Origin of the sequence: Azospirillum sp. A1-3 (assembly GCF_023806445.1) — a bacterium.
Lineage (GTDB): Bacteria > Pseudomonadota > Alphaproteobacteria > Azospirillales > Azospirillaceae > Azospirillum.
Map to the genome: position 1 here is coordinate 1,159,602 of NZ_JAMSLU010000001.1, position 23,126 is coordinate 1,182,727.

A 23,126-nucleotide genomic window follows, 5' to 3' on the forward strand; every position below is an offset into this window, starting at 1 on the left:
ACGATCGCCGCGCCGGTTGGGGCGTCGCCAAGTGGTAAGGCAGCGGTTTTTGGTACCGCCATTCCCAGGTTCGAATCCTGGCGCCCCAGCCAAATTTCCCAGAAAAACAGCCGACTTCCCTACGCTGCGCCGTCCGCCGGATCCAGCAGCATGACCAGCGTGTAGGCGGTCCGGTCACCGGGGCGCAGGGTCACCTGTTCCAGCGTCAGTGGGCCATCCAGCGGATGGTCGAAGCGGCGCAGCCCCCCTTCCCGCTCCAGCACGCCATGATCGTCCCACATCCGGACGAAGGGCGGGCTCTCCCGCCGCAACCCGTCGACAAGCGCCTGCACCGCCGGGTCTTCGGGATGGCGGGCTGTTTCGGCGCGGAACTCCGCCAGCAGGCGGCGGGCGCGATTGTCCCAATCCAGGATGAAGCTCCGGGCCGTGGGGTCGAGGAAGACATAGCGCAGCAGATTGCGCTCTCCACCGCCCTGACTTGGCCCCCCCTGCCCCAGCCAGCCGCCGAACAGCCGTTCCGCCGCCGGGTTCCAACCGACCGCGGTCCATAGCCGGTCGAGCAGATAGGCCGGTGCGGTCATTGCCTCCAACGCTGCCAGCAACGACGGCGGCGGTCGGTCGGTCAAGCCGGCCGCGGGCGCATCCGGGTCGCGCTTGCGCGTCATTTCGAACAGATAGGCCCGTTCCGCCACGGACAGCTGCAACGCCTCGGCCAACCGGGCCAGCGCTTGGGGGGAAACCGACATGTCCCTCCCCTGTTCCAGCCAGCTGTACCAAGTCGGGCTGATGCCGCAGAGCTGTGCCAACTCCTCGCGCCGCAGACCGGGTGTGCGGCGGCGGGTCGAGCCTCCCTGCAAACCGGCTTCTGCCGGAGTCAGCCGCTCGCGATGCCGGCGCAGGAAGGCGCCGAGCAGGCGCCGGCGTTCTGCGGACGGATCGGCGGCGGCAGTGATTTCGGAGGTCGCAGAGGTCATGGTGGCAGTGCTTATACCAGGATAACCACCCGCCTTGTACCCGGTTGAAATCGGCGCGACGCTTGCCCCATCAGCCACCCCGTCACAAGGAAGCCCCCCATGACCCAAAGCCACCATGGCGTCGTCGCCGAGAATTATGGCCCGCGTGCCGATGCCTATGTCTCCAGTGCCGTCCATGCCGGCGGTGCCGACCTCGACCAGATCGAACAGGCTCTGCGCGGCCGATCCGATGCGCGGGTGCTGGATCTGGGCTGCGGTGGCGGCCATGTCAGCTACCGCGCCGCGCCGCATGTGGCGGAGGTCGTGGCCGTCGACCTGACTCCGGAGATGCTGGAGGCGGTGACCCGTACCGCGGTGGAGCGCGGCCTGACCAACATCGCCACCCGGCAGGCCGCGGCCGAGCGGCTGCCCTTTGAAGACGGCCGGTTCGACGTGGTGCTCTGCCGCTTCACCGCCCACCATTGGCGCGATTTCGAGGCGGGCCTGCGCGAGGCGCGGCGGGTGCTGGCGCCCGGCGGCACCGCGATCTTCATCGACTGCATCGCCCCGGCCGCCGCAGTGCTGGACACCCACCTGCAGGTGGTGGAGGTGCTGCGTGACCCCTCCCACGTCCGCAACTACACGGCGGCGGAGTGGATGGCGACCCTGGCTCGGGCGGGCTTCGCCGTCCGGTCGCTGTCTCCGCGTCGCCTGCGCATGGAGTTCGCGGTCTGGACCGCCCGCACCCGCACGCCCGACCTCCATGCCCAGGCCATCCGTTCGCTCCAGCGCAGCGCGGCGGCGGAAGTCCGCGGCTATTTCGACATCACCGATGACGGCAGCTTCCTGCTCGACACGCTGACGCTGGAGGTTGACCCGATTTAGCGGGGCGCGGTTTAGCAAGCCGCCGGAACGGTCCTCTCCCGCCGGTCGAGCGCCCCGCTCGCCAGCGTCAGGACCAGACCACCCAGCACGAACAGTCCACCGACCCAGGGCGTGGCGCCGAGGCCGAGCGGGGAGGACACCACCTGCCCGCCGAAGAAGGCGCCCGCCGCGATGCCCAGGTTGAAGGCGGCGATGTTCAGTGCCGACGCCACGTCGACCGCCCCAGGCGCATGACGCTGCGCCAGCTGGACGACATAGAGCTGAAGCCCCGGAACATTGGCGAAGGCCAGCGCCCCCATGCCGGCCAGCGTGATCAGCGCCGGGATCTTGGCATCCGCGGTGAAGGTGAAGACGATCAGGACCAGCGCCTGCAGGGCGAACAACCAGGCCAGTGCCCGCACCGGCCTGCGGTTGGCGAGCCGACCGCCGACGAGGTTGCCGACCGCGATGGCGGCACCATACAGCACCAGCACGAGGCTGACGGTGGCGCTGGAGAATCCGGTGATCGTCTCCAGGATCGGCGCCAGGAAGGTGAAGGCGACGAAGGTGCCGCCATAGCCCAGCGCCGTGATCGCGAAGGCCAGCAGAAGGCGCGGCTTCGCCAGCACGCCGACCTGCACCCCCAAGCCGGCCGCCGGCGGCTGGCTGAGCCGTGCCGGAACCAGCGCCGCGACGCCCAGCCCGCCGACGACGCCCAGCGCCGACACCGCCAGGAAGGTGGCGCGCCAGCCGAAGGTCTGGCCGATCCAGGTACCGAGCGGCACGCCGGTGACAATGGCGATGGTCAGGCCGGAGAACATCATGGCGATGGCGGACGCGCGCTTGTCCTCCGGCACCAGATCGGCAGCGATGGTGGACCCAACCGAGAAGAAGACGCCATGGGCGAAGGCGCTCAGCACCCGCGCCACCAGCAGCGTTTCGTAATTGGGGCTGACACCGGCCAGCAGGTTGCCGGCGACGAACACCCCCATCAGCCCGAGCAGCAGCGGCTTGCGCGGCACCCGGCCGGTCAGCGCGGTCAGCACCGGCGCCCCGAAGGTGACGCCCAGCGCATAGACGCTGACCACCATGCCGGCCAACGGCAGGCTGACATCCAGGTCACTCGCCACGGTGGGCAGCAGACCGACGACGACGAACTCCGTCGTCCCGATCGCGTAGGCGCTGATCGCCAGCGCCAGCAGTGCGAGAGGCATTTCAAAACTCTCCATTCCAAGAAGGACTGTGCTGGTGAGACGATGTGCGCCATAAGGTCGGGAACGGGAATGCCCACGCTGTTCCCATGATTTTGTCATTCAGGGACAAGGTAAGAGCGGAGATACCGGCATGAGCGATCCACGCGCCTGGGAAATGCGGGTGTTCCTGCGGGTTGCCGCCCGCGGCAGCTTCAGCGCCGCCGGCCGCGATGTCGGGATGACGCCGTCATCCACGGCGAAGTTGATCGGCCGGCTGGAAGAGCGGCTGGGCGTGCGACTGGTCGAACGCTCCACCCGCAAGCTGCGGCTGACCGCTGAAGGGGATCTCTACCGTGAACGGGCGGAGGCGCTGCTGGGGGAGATGGACGCGCTCGATGCGGAAATCGCCGGCGGTGCCCGCGCGCCGACCGGTCTGATCCGCGCCAATGCCTCGGTCCCGTTCGGCCAGCATTGCCTGCTACCGCTGCTGCCGGAATTCCTGCGCGACCATCCCGGCATCACGCTGGACGTGACGATGACCGACGAGGTGGTTGACCTCTATGCCGCCCGTGTCGATGTGGCCTTCCGCGCCGGCCCCTTGAGCGATTCGGCTCTGCTGGCCCAACGGCTGGGCGTCGTCCGGCGCCGGATCGTCGCCTCGCCCGCCTATCTGGAACGCAAGGGCGTGCCGATGACCGCCGCCGATCTTGAGACGCATGATTGCCTGGGGTTCAACTTCCGCCGCGCCGCAGCGGTCTGGCCGCTGAAGTCCGGTGGCCGTCTGGTCGACCGCGAGGTGCCGACCCGCATCCTGGCGAACAATGGCGAGACGGTGCGCCATATGGCACTGCTCGGCCTGGGGCTGGCGCGGTTGGCCGATTATCACGTCCGCGCCGATCTGCGCGAGGGCAGGCTGGTGGCGGTTCTGGACGACGCGCTGGTCGACACCGAGGAAATCCACGCCGTCTATACCGGCCGCGACCGTGCGCCGCGTCGCGTCCGCGCCTTCCTGGACCACATGGCGCCGCGATTGCGGGCGATGCTCGCGGATTGACGGGCCCGAAAAGGAAATCGGCCGGATGACGGGCATCCGGCCGATGGTTCTTACCGCTGTGGCGTGGCGCCTCAGAACGGGATTTCGTCGTCGAGGTCCTCGTGACGGGGCGGAGCACCGCCGCCGCTGCGACCGCCGCCCGACGAACCGCCGCCGTAGTTGCCGCCACCACCACCATAGCCGCTGCCGCCACCGCTGCCGCCGCCACGCGATTCGTAGCCGCCACCGCCACCGCCACCGCCGAAGCTGCCGCCGCCACCCTCTTCACGGGCACCGCCGGTGAAGTCGATCTCGGCCACGCGGACCGACAGGCCGGCGCCGCGGGTGCCGTCGCGCTTCTCATATTCGCGCAGGGTCACCTCGCCCGACACGACGACGCTCTTGCCCTTGGTCAGGTGCGGAGCGAGCGACTCGGCGCGGCGGCCCCAGATCGAACAATCGACCCATTGGGTCGTCTTGCGCTCGCCGAAACCGACGTCGTTGGCGACGCGGAAGCCCAGCACCTTCTCGCCGCTCTGGGTCGTGCGCAATTCGCCGTCCGCGCCCAGGCGTCCCGTAAACGTCCAAACATTCATCGCTCGTTGCTCCTAAGCGCGAGTGTCCCAGCATCCATGCCGACCCGTCAGGATGCCCGGCGGAGGCATCCAGATGCCGAGGGTTCCCATTCGCAGGGCCGGCTGTTCAATGGCGACCATCCCCCCGGTCCCGCGCAACGAAGCACGAGGGACCGACGCCGGTCAACCGCCGTCGGATATGCTCCGGCAATGCCCGGACCGGCTCACTCGCCCAGCCGTTCCGCACCAGAACACTCCATGAACAAATATAGCAGAGCAGTGGGCGCCGGAAAACCGATTCCTTCGCCGTAGCGCAGGATTCCTACTGGTCCAAGCGGGACCACCGAAGTCGGCATTCAAGGAAAGCCGGATTCAACGAAGACGGCGGGCGGCCAGATCCAGGGCGATCTTCAATTGGGCATGGGAAAGCGGCTTGTGCACGACGCCGAGCGGATAGGTCTCGGTGATGCGGGCCATGGTGCCGTGGTCGCTGTTTCCCGACAGGAAGATGGACCGCAGGCCATGGTCCAGGTTCAGCCGCCGTGCCGTGGCGATGCCGTCCCCGCCGCCGAACCGCACATCGGTCAACGCCAGATCCGGCCGCTCACGTCCGGCCAGTTCCGCCGCCTCGACCTCCGTCCGCGCGACGCCGCAGACGGTGTGGCCCAAATCCGCCACCAGGACGGACAATGCGTCGGAAACGGCGTCGTCATGTTCAAGCACCAGCACGCGAAGCGGCTGCCCGGGCGAACGGACGCGCTGGGGCATATTCTGCTTGGCGATGGAGTCGATCCTGAGCATGCGACCGACCTCGGGCGTTCCCAGTGTTGCGCAATATGCGGCGAATTTTGGTAAATTTTCGTTTACCGATACGCCGTTTGTACTAGAACCAACCCGAATTTGCAAGCTCTATCGTTCAGATCCTGACCTTTTGCGCCCCGACATAGGCGGTCGTCATCGACCCGAGTCGCGCCCCGGTCAACAAGGCTCCAGCCGTCAGAAAAAGGGTCAACGCCCTGCCGGTCCGAGCCAGTCGATACCGCCCGGGGTGCGCGGCCCGCCGCCGTTCGCACGCACCGTCGCGGCGCGCGAAGGCGGCGGCGCCGGCGCCGGTTCACCGGCCAGCCAGGATGCATGTCGCTCTGACACCGGCGCCTCTGACTTGGGCCCCTCTGCCACAGTGGGCTCGGGCTTGGCTCGAGGCCGGGCACCCGCCGGTGCAGTCAGGAACGGCTCCGGGACCGGTGCGGGCGGAAGAGGCTCCGGCGGGCGCGGTGCGGCCAGCGCCTGCTGCCCCGCGCGGGCCGGCGGGCTGGTCGGACGCGGCGGCGGCGCATCGAGCTGAACCGGGGCCGGATCCACCTCCATCCTCCCGTCGTCGCCGTCCGATCGGTGGTCGGCATCATCGTCCCAAACCGCTGCGGCCGCCTGACGCAGGCGCGGCGCATCGGCGGCGCCCAGCCAGGACGGGCGTTCGTCGTCCGCCAGCGGTCCGGTCTGGGTGTTGAGCTGCCGCGCCTGCTCGCGAATATCCAACAGGGTGGTGACCGCCAACTGCAACAGCGGGGCCAGAACCATGGGATCGGCCATTTCCTCCGCGCTCAGCGCGGCGAAGCGGTCGCGCACGATCTCGACCGCATTTTCCACGCCGTCGCGCAGGGCGCCGGCCTCATGTGCCAGCCGCTCCAAATCCTCGCGCAGGGCGGAGATTTCGCACGCCTGCCGCAACTCGTGGAAGCCGATACCCGCCCCCAGCAGGGGTGCGGATCGCCGGTCCCGTGATGAACCAAAATCGTGAGGCATCTTGGCCTTACCCCGGTTCCAAGCCCAGCCCGATGAGGGCGCCCGGCCGGCATGATGCGGCGGTGCCCCCGTATGGCAACCCGCGCAACCAACGGCCGGTTCCAAAAGCCGACATGATGGCGCGAACTGCCGGAACGTCGGCGAAGTTGCACCAGTCACGGCCTGCCCCAGATCGGGCAACGATGTTTAGCGCCGTTGATGTCGTTTGGAAACCGTTTGCGCGTGATGGCCGCTTGTACTATTTTTTCGGCCCCAGGGGAATGGAATCCTTGCGATCCAACATCCAGGCGCTTCCCCGCCGCCATTTCATCTTGCCGGAATCCCATACGGTGTCGATCGACCGCTCGGAACTTGAACGGCTCCTTGCCGATCGCCCGGCAGGCAACCGCAGCGCCATGCAGGCGGTGCGCGAGAGCTACGCCGACATCGGCCTGATGCGCGAACGCGGCCTGTCCTGGGCCGAGATCTCCGATCTGCTGGCGAAGCTGGGCGTCACCGCCCGCGACAACCAGCCGATTTCGCCCGTCACCCTGCGCTCCGCCTTCTTCCTTGTCGGGAACGAGGGGCGCGGCGAGACTGCCGACGACCATGCCGGCGGCTCCGTCATGCCGGCGGAGACGCTGGCCGCCGTTCACGAAGCCGCGCTGTCCGCCGGTTTGAACGACGCGGAGGAGGACGAAGCAGCCGACTCCGATACGGAAGCTGCGGACGAGGCGCCGGTGTCGGCTTCCGAACCGGAATCTGTGGCGGAGGCCGCCGAGGAAGCCGTCCAGGACGCCGCCGCGGATGCCGTGGCGGTGGAGGAGCCGGTAACGGAAGAGCCGGAGCCGGCTGGATCAGAGCCCGATGTCGCCGAATCCGCACCGCAGGCGGACGAGACCGAATCCGCCTCCCCCGCTCCGGAGGATCTGCTCGCCCCGGCGCCCCCGGTTGCCGACGAAGGGCAGGTGGAGGAAAGCAGCGCCGACGATAGCGTGTCGCAAGACGCCTCTTCCGACTCCAAGATCTCCAGGCCGGAACCACAGCCGGCCGCCAACCAGACCCCCGCGGCGGCTGCGCGGGACACCGGTTCGCCGGCGTCTCCGCCTGTGCCTCCCACGACGACCCAAGACGAATCAACGAACGCATACTGGAAAGGCGATCGCATGCTGGGCACGATCTTCGTCCTCAATGACCGCGGCGGCGTCGGCAAGACGCTGCTGTCCCATCACCTGATGGCGACCGCCATGCTGGAAGGCCTGCAACTGAAGGTCGTCGAGTACGAGGTGAACGAGCGTCTCGCCCGCCTGTTCGGCCCGGACGTGGTCGAACATCGCCGCATCACCCAGGACTTCATGAACATGATGGGGTCGGGCGACGGCTTCTACGAGTTCTGGGATCTGATCGGTCCGGAGTTGCAGCGCGGCGGCCGTCTGTACGACTTCGGCGGTAACATCTCGCAGTGGTTCTTCAACTGGGCCGAGGTGTCGGGCTTCGACTATTACGTCGGCGACGGCGAACGGCTGACCTTCATGGTTCCGGTGACCGTCGACCTCGCCTCGCTCTCCACCGGCATGACGACGCTGGAACGGGTGGCGACGATCGCCCCGAAGGCCAAGCGCGTCCTCGTCGAAAACGGCTTCTCCGGCCCCTTCTCGCAGCTTGAGGACAGCCAGTACGCCCGCCGCAAGGCCGAGATGGTTGAGCGCGAAGGCCTGCAGGTCATCTCCATGCAGCCCTGCACCGCCCCGGCCTGGGCGCGCCTGACCGGCCACCGCCTGGATCAGGTGGCGACGATGACCCGCGAGGATCTGGTGAAGCTGGGCATGACCCCGCCGGTCGCCTCCCGCTCGCTGATCATCATCCACGAATGGCTGCGCAACATGCGTCAGGCGCTGTCGCCCTACCTGCACGACGCCTTCCGCCAGACCCCGGCCACCGCCAAGGCGCGCTGAGGCTGGACCGACAGGTCAGGTTGTTTTTGTTTCCGGAAGCTCTTCTCCCACCCAGGGAGAAGGGCTTTTCCGTCTCTACGCCGCGCTGCGGGCGGCGCTGGGGCTGTAGAGGTCTTCCTTGACCGGTGCCACCGACCGCACTTGATAGCCGGGACGCGCGCTGAACCGGCGGTTGGCGCGTTCGGCCGCCTCGCGGTCTGATTCCGCCCACACCAGATAATTGCGCCCGCGTGCCCATTCGACCGCCAGCGGGTGGGTGGCGTCGATCTCGCCGATCTGCTGATTCACCACGGTCACCAGCCATTCCTTGTCGCCGGGATTGCGCCGGTCGGTCAGGACCAGGATCTGCGGGCGGCGCTTCTGCTGCGCTTCGGTCAGGCGCTGCTGCACCTCCACCTGCTTCTTGCGCAGTTCCACGATGTCCCGCGTCAGCTCCTCGATCTCGGCATGGAGGTTTTCCTCCTCGCGGTGCAGGCGGTGGATGGTGGCGTCCAGCTTGTCCAGCCTGTTGCGCACGCCGCGCACACGCTGGCGCGCCTGCGATACCCGCTGTTCAACGGTCATCAGCACATTGCCGAGCCATGCGCCGATCGCGACGATCGCCAGGACGATGATGAAGTTGATCATCATGTCGCGGCACCGGCCTTGGCGCGAGCGGTGGCGGGCGGCACCGGCACGCCCCCCTTGCCGCCGGTCCTCGCATCGCCGCGCATGAAGGACTTCTGGAACCCCAGCTTGAAGGGGAAGGCGACGTCGCACATCTGCTTCGCCTCGTCGAAGCTGGAGGCCCAGACCTCCGCCACGTTGGAACAGCGCCAGATCGGATTCACGGGCCCGCGTTCGCCGGCGGCCCGTGCGGCGGCAGACGCCTTTTCCTGGGTGACGGTGGCGACGAACTTCATCAGGCCGGCCTGCGGGTCGCCGACTTCGTGCACGAACATCGGCGGCTGCTCGGCCAGTTCGCGGATCTGCTTTTCCGCCTTGCGGATGTCGCTTTCCAGCCGGTTGCGGTCGGAGGACTGGCTATTGCGGCGCTGAACCAGCTGGTTGACGCGGTTCTGAAGCTCCTGCGATTCCGCATGCAGCACATAGACGCGGTTCTCGATCTGCTCCAGACCGCTGCTCTTTTCCATGATGTTCGGCAGGAAATCCTTCAGCATCATGGCGACCGGGACGGCGGCCAGCATGATGATGACGATGGCGATCAGGAACAGGGTCGTGTTCGACATCCGCCCGCCCGTTCTCCTACCAAAGCCCGGCCCAAGGCCGCATCATCCGAAGCGGAAGCTGCACCGGCGCAGTGGAATGAGGATCACCGAACAATCCAGATCCGTCAACGAATCGTCACGGCTTGGTTCGAAATTCGACCCAAATGAAACGATCTGCCACGGTTCAGGACAGCGCCATCTCCGCCACCCGCTTCACCGCGTCCCGCACCGGCCCCGGCCGGCGTTCGTCGCCCAGCGTGGTGAACCAGTGTTCCGGCGGATTGCGGCCCGCGGCGCGGCTCCAGGTCAGGGCGCGCAACACCGCCTCCGCCTCCGCAGTCGGCCTGATCGCCGGATCGATGCCGTTCATCACCGCCCAGATCCCGGCCCAGCAGCGCCCGACTGACCAGGGGTTATAGCCGCCGCCACCCACCACCAGCACCCGCGGCGCCAGCGGCAGCAGGGCCGCCACGGCATCCCACAGCGCGCGGTTGGACAGCTCCAGACGGCTCAGCGGGTCTTCGGCCAAAGCGTCGGCGCCGGTCTGGATCACCATCGCCTGCGGACGGAAGGCGCGGGTCAGCGGCAGGACCGCCGCCTCCATCACATGTTCCATCTCGCTGTCGTTGAAGCCCGGCGGCACCGGCAGGTTGCGGGCCATCCCGCCGGCGCGGTCCTCCGCCTTGCCGGTGTAGGGCCAGCGGCCGTCCTCGTGAATGGAGATTGTCAGAACCCGGTCGTCGTTGGCGAAGGCCTCCTCCACCCCGTCGCCGTGGTGGGCGTCGAGATCGACGTAGAGCACCCGCTCCAGCCCATGGTCGAGCAGTTCCAGGATGCCCAGCACCGGCGCGTTGAAATAGCAGAAGCCGCTGGCCCGGTCGCGGCGCGCATGGTGGGTCCCCGCCGCCGGGGCATAGACCAGACCGGCCGGCCGGTCGCCCAGGATCCGGGCCGCCTGCAATGCCGATCCGCTGCTGTGGGCGGGCCGCCGGTACATCTCGGCGAAGACCGGATTCTCCAGCTTGCCAAGATTATGGCGGGCGGCGGTGGCCTCATCCACCCGCTGTTCCACCTCCGCCCGTTTCAGCGCCGCGATGTAATCGGCGGTGTGGAAGCGCGCCAGCTCCCGTTCGCTCGCCACATGGGTGTCGAGATAGACCTCGTCCGGCAGCCAGCCCATGGCGCGGCTGAGGTCGATGGCGGTCGAGACGCGCGGAATCGCCAGCGGATGTTTCGGCCCATAGGTCGAGCCGCGATAGATCTCGCCGCCGATGAACAGCGGGGTGCGAAAGGGCGTGGTCAGGGCTGGCACTCCATGATGCCCGCCAGAAACTAGGCGTGGCCGCGTTCCGGTCAAGCGCCCGCTTCCAAGGTCGGGATTCCGCTGGCCGGAAGTCCGATCCGGCAATGCTTGCGGTCGCGGATCGTCCGCGCCTATAGTCGCCGCCTTCACTGGGGGGAGCCGATGGGCGGCTGAGAGGTCCTGTTGCGGGACGACCCCTGGAACCTGATCCGGTTCATGCCGGCGTAGGGATCAGTGATGCGGGACCGCACCCACTCCTTTTCCGCCAGAACGACATGCTTGCGATGACGCCGCTTTCGGTGACGATCTCGCGCGCCCGGCTGACCTATGGCGGCACGCTGCTGTTCTCCGACCTGACGTTGGAGCTGCCGGCCGGCCGGACCACCTGCCTGCTGGGACCGAGCGGCGTCGGCAAGACCACCCTGCTGCGCATCCTCGCCGGTCTTGCCGAGCCGGAACCGCCGACGCAAGTCGTTACCGGCGATGGGCAACCGCTGGCCGGCCGCATCGCCTACATGGCGCAGCAGGACCTTCTGCTGCCCTGGCTGACCGTCCTCGACAATGTCCTGCTCGGCGACCGGCTGCGCCACCGCCGGCCCAGCCCGGCGCGGGTGGAGCAGGCCCGCGCATTGCTGGACCGCGTCGGTCTGGCGGGGAGGGAACGCGACCGCCCGGCCGCCCTGTCCGGCGGGCAGCGACAGCGCGTGGCGCTGGCCCGCACGCTGATGGAGGACAAGCCGCTGGTCCTGATGGACGAGCCCTTCTCGGCGCTCGACGCCATCACCCGGCTGCGGCTGCAGGAAACAGCGGCGGAGACATTGGCCGGCCGCACCGTCCTGATGGTCACCCACGACCCGCTGGAGGCGCTGCGCATCGGCGACCGCCTGCATGTGATGACCGGCCGTCCCGCCGTGATGGGGCCGGCGCTGGAGCCGTCCGGCGCGGTGCCGCGCCGTGTCGACGATCCCGGCCTGCTCGCGCATCAGGCCGAGCTGCTGCGGAGGCTGGCGGAATGAAGGCGCTGCTGCGCGCCCTGGTCACCCTGCTGGTGCTGGTCGCCGGCTGGCAGGCGCTGGTCTGGGCCACCGGCCTGCCGCGCTACCTGCTGCCCAGCCCGCTGGCGGTCGCCGACGCCATGCGGCGGCAGGCGCCCCTGTTGCTGACCCACGGCCTGACCACTCTGTCGGAGATCCTGATCGGGCTGGTGGCTGGCGTGGCGCTGGGCGGGGTCAGCGCGTTGCTGCTGGCGCGCTTCCGCACCGCGCGGCGCTGGCTGATGCCGCTGCTGCTGGTCAGTCAGGCGATCCCGGTCTTCGCCCTGGCGCCGCTGTTGGTCCTGTGGCTGGGCTACGGCATGGCCTCCAAGATCGCCATGGCGGTGCTGGTCATCTATTTCCCGGTGACGACCGCGCTGTTCGACGGGCTGCGGCGCACCGATCCCGGCTGGCTCGACCTTGCCCGCACCATGGGAGCCTCCCCCGCCGCCATCCTGTGGAGCATCCGCCTGCCGGCCGCCCTGCCCGCCTTCTGGTCCGGCGTACGTGTCGCCGCCGCGGTGGCGCCGATCGGCGCGGTGATCGGCGAATGGGTGGGGTCGTCCTCCGGCCTCGGTTACCTGATGCTGCACGCCAACGCCCGCATGCAGATCGACCTTCTGTTCGCCGCCGTGCTGGTGCTGGGGCTGTTCGCGGTGACGCTCTACGCCGCCGTCGATGCGCTGGCCCGCCGCGCCCTACCCTGGCAACCCGATACCCAACCTGCCGAAGACGCCAACCCTTAAGCCGCCAACCCTTAAGCCGCCAACCCTCGAAGGGGGAGAGACACCCGATGAAGCACTTGCTCACCGCCGGCCTGATGGCCGCCAGCCTGATGACCTCGCTTCCGGCCCTGGCCCAGGACAAGCTGTCCGTGATGCTGGACTGGTTCGTCAACCCCGACCACGCTCCGCTGGTGGTGGCGCAGGAGAAGGGCTTCTTCAAGGACGCCGGGCTGGACGTGACTCTGACCGCCCCGGCCGACCCCAACGATCCGCCGAAGCTGGTCGCCGCCGGTGGCACCGACATCGCCGTCTCCTACCAGCCGCAGTTGATCCTGCAGGTGGACGAGGGGCTGCCGCTGGTCCGCATCGGCACGCTGGTGTCGACGCCGCTGAACTCCGTCGTCGTGCTGCGCGACGGGCCGGTGAAGTCGCTGAAGGACCTGAAGGGCCGCAAGGTCGGCTACTCGATCGCCGGCTTCGAGGACGCCCTGCTCGGCGCCATGCTGGAGAGGCAGGGGCTGAGCCTGAAGGACGTCGAACTGGTGAACGTCAATTTCTCGCTCTCGCCGTCGCTGCTGTCGGGTCAGGTCGATGCGGTGATCGGCGCCTTCCGCAACTTCGAGCTGAACCAGATGGAGATCGAGAAGCATCCCGGCCGCGCCTTCTACCCGGAGGAGGAAGGGGTGCCGCCCTATGACGAGCTGATCCTGGTCGCCCGCAAGGACAAGGCGAACGACCCGCGCTTCAAGCGCTTCCTGGCGGCGGTGGAACGGGCGACGCTCTACATTCTGAACCATCCGGAGGAATCGCAGGCCGCCTTCGTCAAGGGCCGGCCGGAGCTGAACGACGAACTGAACCGCCGCGCCTGGGCCGACACCCTGCCGCGCTTCTCCCACAGCCCGGCGGCGCTGGATGCCGAACGCTACACCCGCTTCGCCGAGTTCCTGAAGGCGCGCGGCCTGATCAAGACGGTGGCGCCGCTCGACCACTATGCGGTGGTGGTGAAGTAACACCGTCCGCTTGCAGACATTGCCATTCGCCCCGGCGGAGCGTTATCTGAAAGGAAAGCGCTCCGCCGGCCGACTGTCGAGCCGATGGCGGGCCAAAGCATAAGATTGGGAGACGCGAGGGCATGCCGATCAAGACCATCCTGCTGCACATGGCCAACGACGACGCCTACGCCAGCCGTCTGGCGGTGGCCGCTGCCCTGGCCAAGCGCCTCTCCGCCCATATCCAGGCTCTCTACATCGCCACCCCGGTGTCGATGCCGGCCGGCGCCACCGGCCGCGCCGCCTCCTACGGCTTCATGGCGGAGGCCACCGCCATCGCCCACGAGAATGCCGAACGCATCGAGCGGGAGGTGCGTCAGGCGCTCGACGGCCTGTCCTTCGACTGGACGATCGAAGAGGGCGATCACGTCGATCTGCTGGCGGAGCGGGCCTCCTACGCCGATCTGGTCGTGGTGGCGCAGTCGGCCGCGGTTCGGGCGGGCGAACGGGTGTCGCTGCACCATATCCCCGACCGTCTGCCGCTGGAGACCCCCACCCCGGTGCTGGTTCTGCCGCCGAAGCAGCCGGCCGCGGCCCCGATCGGCCGCCATGTGCTGGTCGCCTGGAAGAACAGCCCGGAATCGGCCCGCGCCGTCCGCGCCGCCATGCCTTTCCTGGAAGCGGCGGATTCCGTCACCGTCCTGTCGGTCGAGCCGCCGGGTCAGCACAGCAACGATGCCGCCGATCTGGTTGACTGGCTGCACCGCCACGGCATCGCCGCCCGCCCGCAGTCGGTCATAGCGTCGGGCGGCGAGGTCGGCGACATGATCCTGTCCTGCTGCAGCGACCAGGGTGCCGACCTGCTGGTGATGGGCGCCTATGGCCATTCCCGTCTGCGTGAACTGGTACTGGGCGGCGCGACCCGCACAGTGCTGGATGGGCTGACCCTGCCGGCACTGCTGACGCATTGAGGGTGTTGCAGGGAGGGAGGGGTGTGCGGCGGATGCCCCCTCCCTATCCCTCCCCCTCTTCGAGGGAGAGGGGATTGAATGCTTGTCAGCCTGACGCTCTGCAAAGGATAGGCGGAGTTCCCTCTCCCGCAAAGCTCTCGCACAAAGCTTCGCTTTGTGCTGACGCGGCAGGCGGACCGTAGGTCCGCTGAGAGCGGGGGAGGGTTAGAGCGGGGGCAATCAGCACCTCCCTACCCAATCAACTCACCCAAAAAGCTGCCCGTGCAGCGCCTGCCAGCTGTCGCGATCGGGCGCCAGCAGGATGCTCCCTCTGAGCAGCCCCGGCCGATAGGGCGTGCCGTCGATCAGCGCGGAATAGCCGCCGGCCTCCGCATGCATCAGCACGCCGGCCGCATGATCCCACGGCATCAGCCGGTGATAGAGCGAGTAATGCGCCCGCCCCTCCAGCAGCCGCAGATACTCCTGCGCGGCGCTCGACAGGCAGGCGCGCTCGCCCAGCCCGGCGCTGCGCTCCTCCAACTGCCGCCCCATCTCCTCGGCGCAGAAGCGCGTCGACAGCGCGCCGACCATCTGCGGCAATGGCACGGCCGGTGCCACATGGACGCGGTTGCCGTTCAGCCGCGCGCCCTGCCCCTTCACCGCCGTCGCCATACGGCCATCGACCGGATCGTGGATCCAGCCGGCGACCGTCTCGCCCTTCCAGGCAAGCGCCACGATCACCGCGAACATCGGCCGGCCCTGAGCGAAATTGATGGTGCCGTCCACCGGATCGATGATCCACACCGGATCGTCGCCATGGATGCGGTCGAGCACACGCTCGTCCTCCGACGCGGCCTCTTCGCCGATGACGCGGCTGCCCGGCAGCAGGGTGGACAGCGCCGGGGTCAAGGCCCGCTCCGCCGCCTCGTCCGCCAGCGTGACAAGGTCGGTCGGGCCGGTCTTCTGCCGGATGCCCGATGAGTCGAGCTTCTGGAAATACGGCATAATCTCCGTCCGTGCGACGGAGCGGATCAGGTCGGAAACCTGGTCGATGTCGGGAAGCGGGAAACCCATCATGGTCGGAAGGTTCCTGATGGCTTGAGGGGACGGCGGTTCAGCGCTTCGCCGCCGGCGTTTTGCCGGGCACGCTGTCCAGTTTCAACGTGGGATCGCCGCCCTTCGGGTCGGTCAGCAGAACCCTGCCGTCCAGCCCGCTGTCCTTCAGCGCCTTCGACAGCGCATCGAAGGTGGCGCGGTCGGCGGCGGCTGCTGCGGCTTCCTTGGCGGGATCGGGCGGCGGGGGCAACACCGGGCCACCCTGTGCCGGCTCACGCGGCGCCTTGGGGTCGGGCGGTGGAGGTGGCAGTGGGGTGCCCGCGGTTTCCTTCTCCGGTTCCGGATGGGGCGGAGGCGGCGGTTGCCACAGGCGGAAGCAGTCGGTGAAGGCCTGCTGCTTGCAATCCTTCAACAGCTCCGCAGCATCCGGCGCGACGACAAGCGGTTCGTCGGGCGCCAACGGCAAGGGTTTCGGCGGCGGGGGAAGCGGATCCTCTGGCGGCACCGCCGGCTCCTCGACATAGCCGGGCGGCAGCGGCATTCCGTACCGCACCGGCTCGGCCGCCCCGGTCTGGGCGAATGCCAGAAGCAGCGGCAGTGCCGGGATCAGCAGTGCCGGAAGCAGGCGGCCGGCGCCGATCAGGACGGTACGGGAAGGGGAACGGAGCACGATGGGACCGCGGCGATGGCGAACGGCCCATTATGGCCCGCCATCGCCCGCGCCGTCATCCCTCAAGCATGTGTCAAATCACCGTCAGGCTGCGGCGCGATGGTCGTGATGGGGGTCGTGGCGGGTTCCGCCGGTGAAACCGCCATAGCCCCAGGCAGCCAACTCACGGCAGATTGCTTCGATCTTCGCGGCCTCTTCGGCATTCGGCTCCCGCTGGGCGGCGGATTCGATCAGTCGCATCAGGGTCGCACGGCCTTCGGGGGTGCGCGAAAGCTCCTGCAACCGCAGCAGCGCCGCACCCGGCGGCAGCTTCTCCTGACGGGCGACGATAGCAACCTGATCGGCGAGGAAAGCCGTGATCGAAAAGCACGACGGATCGGTTTGCAACCGCATTGGCAGTCCTCCTGATGGGGGAGCGCACTGCTCCGTTCCCATAATCGGGCCCCAACGGGGAAATAACCACGCCGCATTCGTCGTAAGACCGGAGTGGGGTGCAACAGGTCATAGACCCGGTGTCGCACCCCCTTCCTTCGGCCAGGAGTACAGGCTCGCGCCGCTTAAGGTTGCGGCTGGACCTGCTCGGTCGGCTGTTCGGCCGGCTGGAACCGCTTCTCGAACCGGGCGAGATCGACGGGGTCGATGGAGACCTGCAGATGCGCATGCTCCTCGTCGTCGCGCCGGTCGAGAACCTCGCTCCTGGCATAGAGCCAGGCGAGCGCCGCCCCGTCGCCAAGGTCAACGGACAGGTCGACGACCTGCCGATTGACGTTCATCCGCTGGTCGAGCAGGCGATCAAGATCGTCGATCCCCTCGCCCGACAGGGCGGAGACCGCCACCGCGCGCGGATTGCGCCCGGTCTGGGCCAGGACCGCCGCGCGGCTTTCCTCGTCCAGGGCGTCGATCTTGTTCAGCACCTCGATCACCCGGTCGTCCGTCTCCGGGTCGATGCCCATGTCGGACAGCACCTCATGGACGTCGGCCTTCTGGGCCTCGCTGTCGATGTGGGCGATGTCGCGGACATGCAGGATGATGTCGGCGGCATCCACCTCCTCCAGCGTGGCGCGGAAGGCGGCGACGAGGCCGTGCGGCAGGTCGGAGATGAAGCCGACCGTGTCAGACAGGATCACCTTGCGCCCCGACGGCAGCGTCACCTGCCGCATGGTCGGGTCGAGCGTGGCAAACAGCAGGTTCTGGGCGAAGACGTCGGCGTTCGCCAGCCGGTTGAACAGCGTCGATTTGCCGGCATTGGTGTAGCCGACCAGCGCCACCACCGGGTACGGCACCTTGGCGCGCGCCTTGCGGTGCAGGCCGCGGGTGCGCCGCACCTCTTCCAGTTCCTTCTTGATCTTGATGATCCGGTCGCCGATCAGGCGGCGGTCAAGCTCCAGCTGCGATTCACCGGGGCCGCCGAGGAAGCCGAAGCCGCCGCGCTGGCGTTCCAGGTGGGTCCAGGACCGAACCAGCCGCGATTTCTGGTAGGTCAGGGACGCCAGCTCGACCTGCAGCATGCCTTCCCGCGTCCGGGCGCGGGCGCCGAAGATCTCCAGGATCAGGCCGGTGCGGTCGATGACCTTCGCCTTCAGCGCCCGTTCCAGGTTGCGCTGCTGGACCGGCGACAGGGCATGGTCGAGGACGACGAGGGTCGCCTCGGTCTCCTCCACCACCTGTGCCAGTTGCTCCACCGTGCCGGAGCCGAGCAGGGTCGACGGCTGCGGCCGGTTCACCTTGGCGCATTCGGCATGGACGACGTCCAGCTGAATGGCCTGGGCAAGACCGACCGCCTCCTCGAGCCGGGATTCGGGAGGGCGCATGTCCCCGTCCGCCTCGATGCGGAGGACAGGGTGGACCACGATGGCCCGCGCGGCGCCTTCAGGGGCCGCGCCGTTGCCATTGGTCAAGGGATCAGACGCTTTCACCTTCCTTAGGCGGCTCGAAAAGTTGAATGGGATGGGCCGGCATGACCGTCGAGATTGCGTGCTTGTAGACGAGCTGAGAATGCGCGTCGCGCCGCAGAAGTACCGAGAAGTTGTCGAACCAAGTAATAATGCCCTGGAGTTTCACGCCGTTCACGAGAAAGACGGTTACGGGAGTCTTGTTCTTACGGACGTGATTGAGAAACACGTCCTGCACGTTTTGGCTTTTTTCAGACATTTTTCATGCCCCCTTCTTCAATGTTCTTGGGACCCCTTCTTCAGGTGGTCCGCTCCCCGTTTCACGGTGCAGGTATGGTGCGCGCAGGTACCGTCTCGACAGCCGTTTGCAGGGATATGGTATCACCATTGCCGTCCACCAAGCCATACAGGACGCTGTGCAGCGCCGTACAGTCGGTGTGGCGATGGGCGGGCGGAAAACGGTCGAAGCCACTCCCCTCGCCCAGCCCTATTAGCACCGGAACGAGTCCGGCGCCATGGGCGCATTCCATGTCGATGTCGGCATCGCCGAGAAACCAGACATCAGAACCCGGCTCGATCCCCGCCGGTTCCAGCGCCATCCGCACCGGGGCGATGTGCGGCTTGTCGAACTCGGCATCCTGGGCGCCGACCAGCGTGCCGAAATACCGGCTCCAGCCCAGCGCATCGGCCTCGGCCCGCAGGAACTTGCCGTTCTTATTGGAGACAACGGCCTGATAGACGCCGCGCTCGTGGAGATGGCGCAGCAGAATCTCCGCACCCGGCAGCGGCTTCAGCCCGTCCAGGTGATGTGCGGCGAAATAGCCGTAGAAGAGATCGCGTGCCTCGGTCCAGCGCTCGCCGAAGATCCGGGGGAAGCTGTCGCGCAGCGACGCCTTGATCCGCTCGCGCGCCTCCTCGGCACTCCAGGGATCGAGGCCGAAGGACACCAGCGCATGGTTCAGCGCCTCGCGCACGGTGTCCCAGTTGCTGACCAGGGTGTTGTCCCAGTCATAGATGACGGCGCGCGGCAGGGTGATGGGGGCGGACAAGGAGATGCTCCGGTAGACGTGGGAATGGCGGCACGAAGCCGCCCTCACGTGAAGGTCATCCCCGCGAAGGCGGGGATCCAGGCTGTCCCACAGTCACTCCTGCGCAAACGCTGGATTCCCGCCTTCGCGGGAATGACGGACGGACTGAGAAGTGATAGGCGTCGAGCGATGGCGCAACTCACTCGATGAACATCTTCCCCTTCTCGCTGCCATGGACGCCCAGCGACTTCAGCTTGCGGTGAAGGGCGGAGCGTTCCATGCCGACGAAGGACGCGGTGCGGGAGATGTTGCCGCCGAAGCGGGTGACCTGGGCCAGCAGATATTCGCGCTCGAATACCTCGCGCGCCTCGCGCAGCGGCAGGCCCATGATCTCGCCGCCCTTGTCCCATTTCAGCACCGTCGGCGTGATGGCGCCGATTTCCGGCGGCAGGGTGTCGGCGCGGATCGGCTCCTTCGGGTCGCCCTGCGCCATGATCAGCAGCCAGTCCACCACATTGCGCAGCTGGCGCACGTTGCCCGGCCAGTCATAGGCCTGGAGCGCCGCCATCGCGTCCTCGCCGAACTCACGGACCGGCAGGCCCGACGCCTCGGCGGAGCGCTGCATGAAATGGCGGGCCAGCACCGGGATGTCCTCCCGCCGTTCGGCCAGCGACGGCACGCGGATCGGCACCACCGACAGGCGGTAGAACAGGTCCTGGCGGAAACGACCCTGCTCGATCTCCGCCTGCAGATCGCGGTTGGAGGTGGCGATCACGCGCACGTCCACCTCCACCCGCTGGCCGCCGCCGACGCGCTCGAACACCTGCTCCTGCAGAGCGCGGACGATCTTGCCCTGGGTTTCCAGCGGCATGTCGGCAACCTCGTCCAGCAGCAGCGTGCCGCCGTGGGCCTGTTCGAAGGTGCCGATTTTGCGGCCGGGACCGTCGACGCCGGCCTCGGTGCCGAACAGCTCCATCTCCAGCCGCTCCGGCCGCATGGTGGCGCAGTTCAGCCCGACGAAGGGGCCGCTGGCGCGGCGCGAGCGGGCATGGATCAGGCGGGCGACCACCTCCTTGCCGGCGCCGGGCGGGCCGGAGATCAGCACGCGGCTGCCGGTCGGCGCCACCTTGTCGATGGACTGGCGCACCTGATTGACCGCCGAAGAGCGGCCGATCAGCTCGACGTCGCCGCCGGCACGCAGCTTCAGTTCCTGGTTCTCGCGCTTCAGCCGCGCCGCCTCGATGGCGCGGTCCACCATCAGCAGCAGCCGGTCGGCCTTGAACGGCTTCTCGATGAAGTCGTAGGCGCCGACCTTGATCGCCTGGACCGCGGTTTCGATGTTGCCGTGGCCGGAGATCATGATGACCGGAAGGTTGCCATGGTCCCGCATCAGCTGTTCCAGGATCTGCAGGCCGTCCAGCCTGCTGCCCTGCAGCCAGATGTCGAGCACGACGAGGCTCGGCCGGCGCGCCGCCACCTGGGCGAAGGCCTGATCGGCGTCGGCGGCCTCGCGGGTCTTGATGCCTTCGTCGTTCAGGATGCCGGCTATCAGCATCCGGATATCGGCTTCGTCGTCGACGATCAGAATGTCATGCGCCATGGGCTTCGTGCCTCATCTCTCCGCCGGTCTCCGCCGGCCTGTCGTCACGGCCGCCCGCGTCGTTCGCGACCGTAACCGGGTGTGGAATGACCAGGGTCACGCGCGCCCCGGACCCGCCTTCGCGGTCCTCCAGGGTCAGCACGCCGCCATGGTCCTCCATGATCTTCTTGACGATGGCGAGCCCCAGCCCGGTGCCCTTGGCCCGCGTCGTCACATAGGGTTCGGTCAGCCGGTCGCGCTGTTCGCCGCCGGGCAGGCCCTTGCCATTGTCCTCGACGGTGACGACGACCTTCTCACCATCGTCCTCCACCGCGATTCCCACCTCTCCCGGCGGCTGCTCCGACCCGTCGGCGGGCGGCGTGCGCCCTTCGATGGCGTCCGCCGCGTTCTGCAGCAGGTTGGTCAGCGCCTGGGAGATCTGCCGGCTGTCGCAGGCCACCGTCAGCGGCCCGGATGGCAGCCGGGTGTCGAAACGGATTTTGCCGGTGTGGGCGCTCGATTGCAGGAACACCGCCTGCCGCACCAGATCGTTGATGTTGACCGGCTTCATCACCGGCTGCGGCATCCGTGCGAAGGCGGAGAATTCGTCCACCATGCGGCGGATGTCGTCGACCTGCCGGACGATCGTGTCGGTGCACATGGTGAAGACCTCCGTATCGCTGGAGATCTCCTTCAGGTATTTGCGGCGCAGCCGCTCGGCCGACAGCTGGATCGGCGTCAGCGGATTCTTGATCTCATGCGCGATGCGGCGCGCCACGTCGGCCCAGGCCGCCTTGCGCTGCGCCGACACCAGTTCGGTGATGTCGTCGAAGGTGACGACATAGCCACGCACTTCGCCGGCGCGCACCTCCGCCGCAATGCGGACCAGCAGGGTCAGCGTCGGCTTGCCCGGACGGCGGATCTGGATCTGGTCCTGCACGACGCGGCCGGGCTTCTTCGGCGCATTCTCCAGCAGGTCGCCGATGTCCGGCAGCAATTCGACCAGCGACATGCCGACCAGACGCTCCAGATCCTCCTCGCCCAGCAGACGGGCGGCGGACAGGTTCGGCAGGTTGATGACGCCGTCGGCATCGACGCCCAGCACGCCGGCGGACACGCCGGACAGCACCGTCTCGGTGAAGCGGCGCCGCTCGTCCAGCAGGCGGTTGGTCGACAGCAACTCCCGCCGCTGCCCCTCGATCTCGGTGGTCATGCGGTTGAAGGCGCGGGACAGCAGCACGAACTCGTCCTCGCCCGGCGGCTCGGAGACGCGGACGGTCAAGTCGCCGGCGCGCACCCGCTCGGCGGCGCCGATCAGCGCGCTGATCGGGCGGACAAGCCGGGTGGCGAAATTCAGCCCGGCCCACACTGCCGCCAGCAGCAGCAGCATCGCCACCACCAGGAAGATCAGGGTGAAGGTGATCTGCAGGCTGCCGCGCTGGTTCTCCAGCGCCGTGTATTCCTTCACCGCCCCCTCGGCCGAGGCCATGTGCTGCAGAACCCGCGGCTCCACCATGCGGCCGACATAGAGGAAGGTGTCCGACACCCGGTCGAGGCTGACCAGGGCGCGGACGCGGTCGTCGGATTCCTTGACGATCAGCGCGACCTCGCCGTTGCGGGCCTGCTGGATCTTGTCTTCCGGGATCGGTTCGAATTCCAGGGTGAAGGTATAGCCGGCCCGCGCGACGATGGCGCCGGTGGTGCCGTTGAAGACGATGGCTTCCGACAGCGCGCGCAGCATCGCCTGGGTGGCGACGACCTGCTCGAACCGCTCCGGATCGCTGGAAAGCCGCGCCTCCTGCGACAGGTCGTTGGCCATCGCCAGGGCGTCGGCGCGGATGTTCTGCTGGTGCTCGTGCAGATAGGCGCTGGCGACCACCAGGGATTCGTTCACCGCCGTGCGCACGCGGTCGCTGAACCAGCTCTGCACCCCGACATAGAAGAACAGGGTGGAAAACACCGTCATGATGATGGCCGGCGCCACCGCCAGCACGCTGAACACCAGAACCAGCCGGGTGTGCAGCCGCGATCCGGCCAGCCCGCGCCGCCGCCCGATCAGGATGGCGACGATCCGCCGCGCGATCAGCACGCCCAGCGTCAGCAGGATCGCAAGATCGAGCGTCAGCAGAAGCGTGACGGTACGCGGGTTGGCCTGCCCGAACGGCGCGCTTTCCGTCATCGCCGCATAGGTGGCGAAGCCGGCGGCCAAGGCTGCCAGCGACAGGGCAAAAGCCATCCGCTTGCCCAGGCCTACCCGCCGGGACCAGTGGAGAATCTTCTGCCAGACCGGCCTTTGGCCGGCTGCTGCGGTGTCGGAATTGAGTGGCATCATCCGGC

23 protein-coding genes, 1 tRNA gene and 1 riboswitch are annotated in these 23,126 nt (G+C 68.0%); of the genes, 8 read left to right on the forward strand and 16 right to left on the reverse strand.

The window, feature by feature from the left end; genetic code table 11:
* Window positions 1–17 precede the first annotated feature (17 nt).
* Window positions 18–92 (forward strand) — tRNA-Gln (locus M5E06_RS05485).
* A 27-nt stretch (window positions 93–119) separates the two neighbouring features.
* On the opposite strand, the gene M5E06_RS05490 is transcribed toward M5E06_RS05485, so the two are convergent.
* The gene (locus M5E06_RS05490; RefSeq protein ID WP_252137437.1) at window positions 120–974 is read right to left on the reverse strand and encodes a helix-turn-helix transcriptional regulator; all 855 of its coding nucleotides are present in this window, start codon (window positions 972–974) and stop codon (window positions 120–122) included.
* Between the two features lie 99 nt (window positions 975–1,073).
* On the opposite strand from M5E06_RS05490, the gene M5E06_RS05495 reads away from it, so the two are divergent.
* Entirely contained in the window at window positions 1,074–1,838 is a 765-nt protein-coding gene (locus M5E06_RS05495; RefSeq protein ID WP_252137438.1) for a class I SAM-dependent methyltransferase, read from the forward strand.
* Between the two features lie 11 nt (window positions 1,839–1,849).
* Here M5E06_RS05495 and M5E06_RS05500 read toward each other — a convergent pair whose 3' ends face one another.
* The gene (locus M5E06_RS05500) at window positions 1,850–3,031 is read right to left on the reverse strand and encodes an MFS transporter (protein WP_252137439.1); all 1,182 of its coding nucleotides are present in this window, start codon (window positions 3,029–3,031) and stop codon (window positions 1,850–1,852) included.
* Between the two features lie 130 nt (window positions 3,032–3,161).
* On the opposite strand from M5E06_RS05500, the gene M5E06_RS05505 reads away from it, so the two are divergent.
* The gene (locus M5E06_RS05505; RefSeq protein WP_252137440.1) at window positions 3,162–4,064 is read left to right on the forward strand and encodes a LysR substrate-binding domain-containing protein; all 903 of its coding nucleotides are present in this window, start codon (window positions 3,162–3,164) and stop codon (window positions 4,062–4,064) included.
* A gap of 71 nt (window positions 4,065–4,135) precedes the next feature.
* On the opposite strand, the gene M5E06_RS05510 is transcribed toward M5E06_RS05505, so the two are convergent.
* From M5E06_RS05510 to M5E06_RS05520, 3 genes are all read right to left on the reverse strand, one after another.
* Entirely contained in the window at window positions 4,136–4,639 is a 504-nt protein-coding gene (locus tag M5E06_RS05510) for a single-stranded DNA-binding protein (RefSeq protein ID WP_252137441.1), read from the reverse strand.
* 351 nt (window positions 4,640–4,990) lie between these two features.
* Window positions 4,991–5,419, reverse strand: coding sequence for a response regulator (locus M5E06_RS05515; protein ID WP_252137442.1), 429 nt, complete (start codon window positions 5,417–5,419; stop codon window positions 4,991–4,993).
* Window positions 5,420–5,626: 207 nt separating this feature from the next.
* Complete coding sequence (locus M5E06_RS05520) at window positions 5,627–6,421, reverse strand: hypothetical protein (protein WP_252137443.1); 795 nt, start codon at window positions 6,419–6,421, stop codon at window positions 5,627–5,629.
* Between the two features lie 269 nt (window positions 6,422–6,690).
* Here M5E06_RS05520 and M5E06_RS05525 point away from each other — a divergent pair, with 269 nt between their 5' ends.
* Window positions 6,691–8,355 carry a hypothetical protein gene (locus tag M5E06_RS05525; protein ID WP_252137444.1) on the forward strand — a complete coding sequence of 555 codons (1,665 nt, stop codon included), beginning with the start codon at window positions 6,691–6,693 and terminating at the stop codon, window positions 8,353–8,355.
* Between the two features lie 75 nt (window positions 8,356–8,430).
* On the opposite strand, the gene M5E06_RS05530 is transcribed toward M5E06_RS05525, so the two are convergent.
* The 3 genes from M5E06_RS05530 to M5E06_RS05540 all read right to left on the reverse strand — a co-directional run bounded on the left by M5E06_RS05530 (window position 8,431) and on the right by M5E06_RS05540 (window position 10,875).
* Window positions 8,431–8,985 carry a hypothetical protein gene (locus M5E06_RS05530; RefSeq protein WP_109154633.1) on the reverse strand — a complete coding sequence of 185 codons (555 nt, stop codon included), beginning with the start codon at window positions 8,983–8,985 and terminating at the stop codon, window positions 8,431–8,433.
* Window positions 8,982–9,584 (reverse strand): hypothetical protein, encoded by a 603-nt coding sequence (locus M5E06_RS05535; protein WP_252137445.1) that lies wholly within the window; start codon window positions 9,582–9,584, stop codon window positions 8,982–8,984. The genes M5E06_RS05530 and M5E06_RS05535 overlap by 4 nt, the downstream gene beginning before the upstream one ends.
* 163 nt (window positions 9,585–9,747) lie before the next feature.
* Window positions 9,748–10,875 (reverse strand): acetoin utilization protein AcuC, encoded by a 1,128-nt coding sequence (locus tag M5E06_RS05540; RefSeq protein ID WP_252137446.1) that lies wholly within the window; start codon window positions 10,873–10,875, stop codon window positions 9,748–9,750.
* Between the two features lie 133 nt (window positions 10,876–11,008).
* Window positions 11,009–11,115: riboswitch (TPP riboswitch) on the forward strand.
* 35 nt (window positions 11,116–11,150) lie between these two features.
* Between M5E06_RS05540 and M5E06_RS05545 the strand changes: the two genes are divergently transcribed.
* The 4 genes from M5E06_RS05545 to M5E06_RS05560 all read left to right on the forward strand — a co-directional run bounded on the left by M5E06_RS05545 (window position 11,151) and on the right by M5E06_RS05560 (window position 14,585).
* Window positions 11,151–11,882 (forward strand): ABC transporter ATP-binding protein, encoded by a 732-nt coding sequence (locus tag M5E06_RS05545; protein WP_252137447.1) that lies wholly within the window; start codon window positions 11,151–11,153, stop codon window positions 11,880–11,882.
* Window positions 11,879–12,646 carry an ABC transporter permease gene (locus M5E06_RS05550; protein WP_252137448.1) on the forward strand — a complete coding sequence of 256 codons (768 nt, stop codon included), beginning with the start codon at window positions 11,879–11,881 and terminating at the stop codon, window positions 12,644–12,646. Before M5E06_RS05545 ends, M5E06_RS05550 begins: the two co-directional genes overlap by 4 nt.
* A 47-nt stretch (window positions 12,647–12,693) precedes the next feature.
* On the forward strand, window positions 12,694–13,635 hold the full coding sequence (locus M5E06_RS05555; protein ID WP_252137449.1) for an ABC transporter substrate-binding protein: 942 nt from the start codon (window positions 12,694–12,696) through the stop codon (window positions 13,633–13,635).
* A 122-nt stretch (window positions 13,636–13,757) separates the two neighbouring features.
* Window positions 13,758–14,585: a universal stress protein gene (locus M5E06_RS05560; RefSeq protein ID WP_252137450.1), complete on the forward strand. Its 828-nt coding sequence runs from the start codon at window positions 13,758–13,760 to the stop codon at window positions 14,583–14,585.
* Window positions 14,586–14,828: 243 nt separating this feature from the next.
* On the opposite strand, the gene M5E06_RS05565 is transcribed toward M5E06_RS05560, so the two are convergent.
* The 8 genes from M5E06_RS05565 to M5E06_RS05600 all read right to left on the reverse strand — a co-directional run bounded on the left by M5E06_RS05565 (window position 14,829) and on the right by M5E06_RS05600 (window position 23,118).
* The gene (locus M5E06_RS05565; RefSeq protein ID WP_252137451.1) at window positions 14,829–15,641 is read right to left on the reverse strand and encodes an inositol monophosphatase family protein; all 813 of its coding nucleotides are present in this window, start codon (window positions 15,639–15,641) and stop codon (window positions 14,829–14,831) included.
* 37 nt (window positions 15,642–15,678) lie between these two features.
* Window positions 15,679–16,290, reverse strand: coding sequence for a hypothetical protein (locus tag M5E06_RS05570; protein WP_252137452.1), 612 nt, complete (start codon window positions 16,288–16,290; stop codon window positions 15,679–15,681).
* Window positions 16,291–16,374: 84 nt separating this feature from the next.
* The gene (locus M5E06_RS05575; protein ID WP_109075644.1) at window positions 16,375–16,683 is read right to left on the reverse strand and encodes a hypothetical protein; all 309 of its coding nucleotides are present in this window, start codon (window positions 16,681–16,683) and stop codon (window positions 16,375–16,377) included.
* Between the two features lie 164 nt (window positions 16,684–16,847).
* Window positions 16,848–18,140: a GTPase HflX gene (gene hflX / locus M5E06_RS05580; protein ID WP_502801972.1), complete on the reverse strand. Its 1,293-nt coding sequence runs from the start codon at window positions 18,138–18,140 to the stop codon at window positions 16,848–16,850.
* 52 nt (window positions 18,141–18,192) lie between these two features.
* The gene (gene hfq / locus M5E06_RS05585) at window positions 18,193–18,441 is read right to left on the reverse strand and encodes an RNA chaperone Hfq (protein WP_012974114.1); all 249 of its coding nucleotides are present in this window, start codon (window positions 18,439–18,441) and stop codon (window positions 18,193–18,195) included.
* A gap of 61 nt (window positions 18,442–18,502) precedes the next feature.
* Window positions 18,503–19,231, reverse strand: coding sequence for an HAD family hydrolase (locus M5E06_RS05590; protein ID WP_252137454.1), 729 nt, complete (start codon window positions 19,229–19,231; stop codon window positions 18,503–18,505).
* Between the two features lie 178 nt (window positions 19,232–19,409).
* Window positions 19,410–20,810 carry a nitrogen assimilation response regulator NtrX gene (ntrX, locus tag M5E06_RS05595; RefSeq protein ID WP_109151025.1) on the reverse strand — a complete coding sequence of 467 codons (1,401 nt, stop codon included), beginning with the start codon at window positions 20,808–20,810 and terminating at the stop codon, window positions 19,410–19,412.
* Window positions 20,800–23,118 carry a sensor histidine kinase NtrY-like gene (locus M5E06_RS05600; protein ID WP_502801973.1) on the reverse strand — a complete coding sequence of 773 codons (2,319 nt, stop codon included), beginning with the start codon at window positions 23,116–23,118 and terminating at the stop codon, window positions 20,800–20,802. The genes ntrX and M5E06_RS05600 overlap by 11 nt, the downstream gene beginning before the upstream one ends.
* Between the last annotated feature and the right edge of the window lie 8 nt (window positions 23,119–23,126).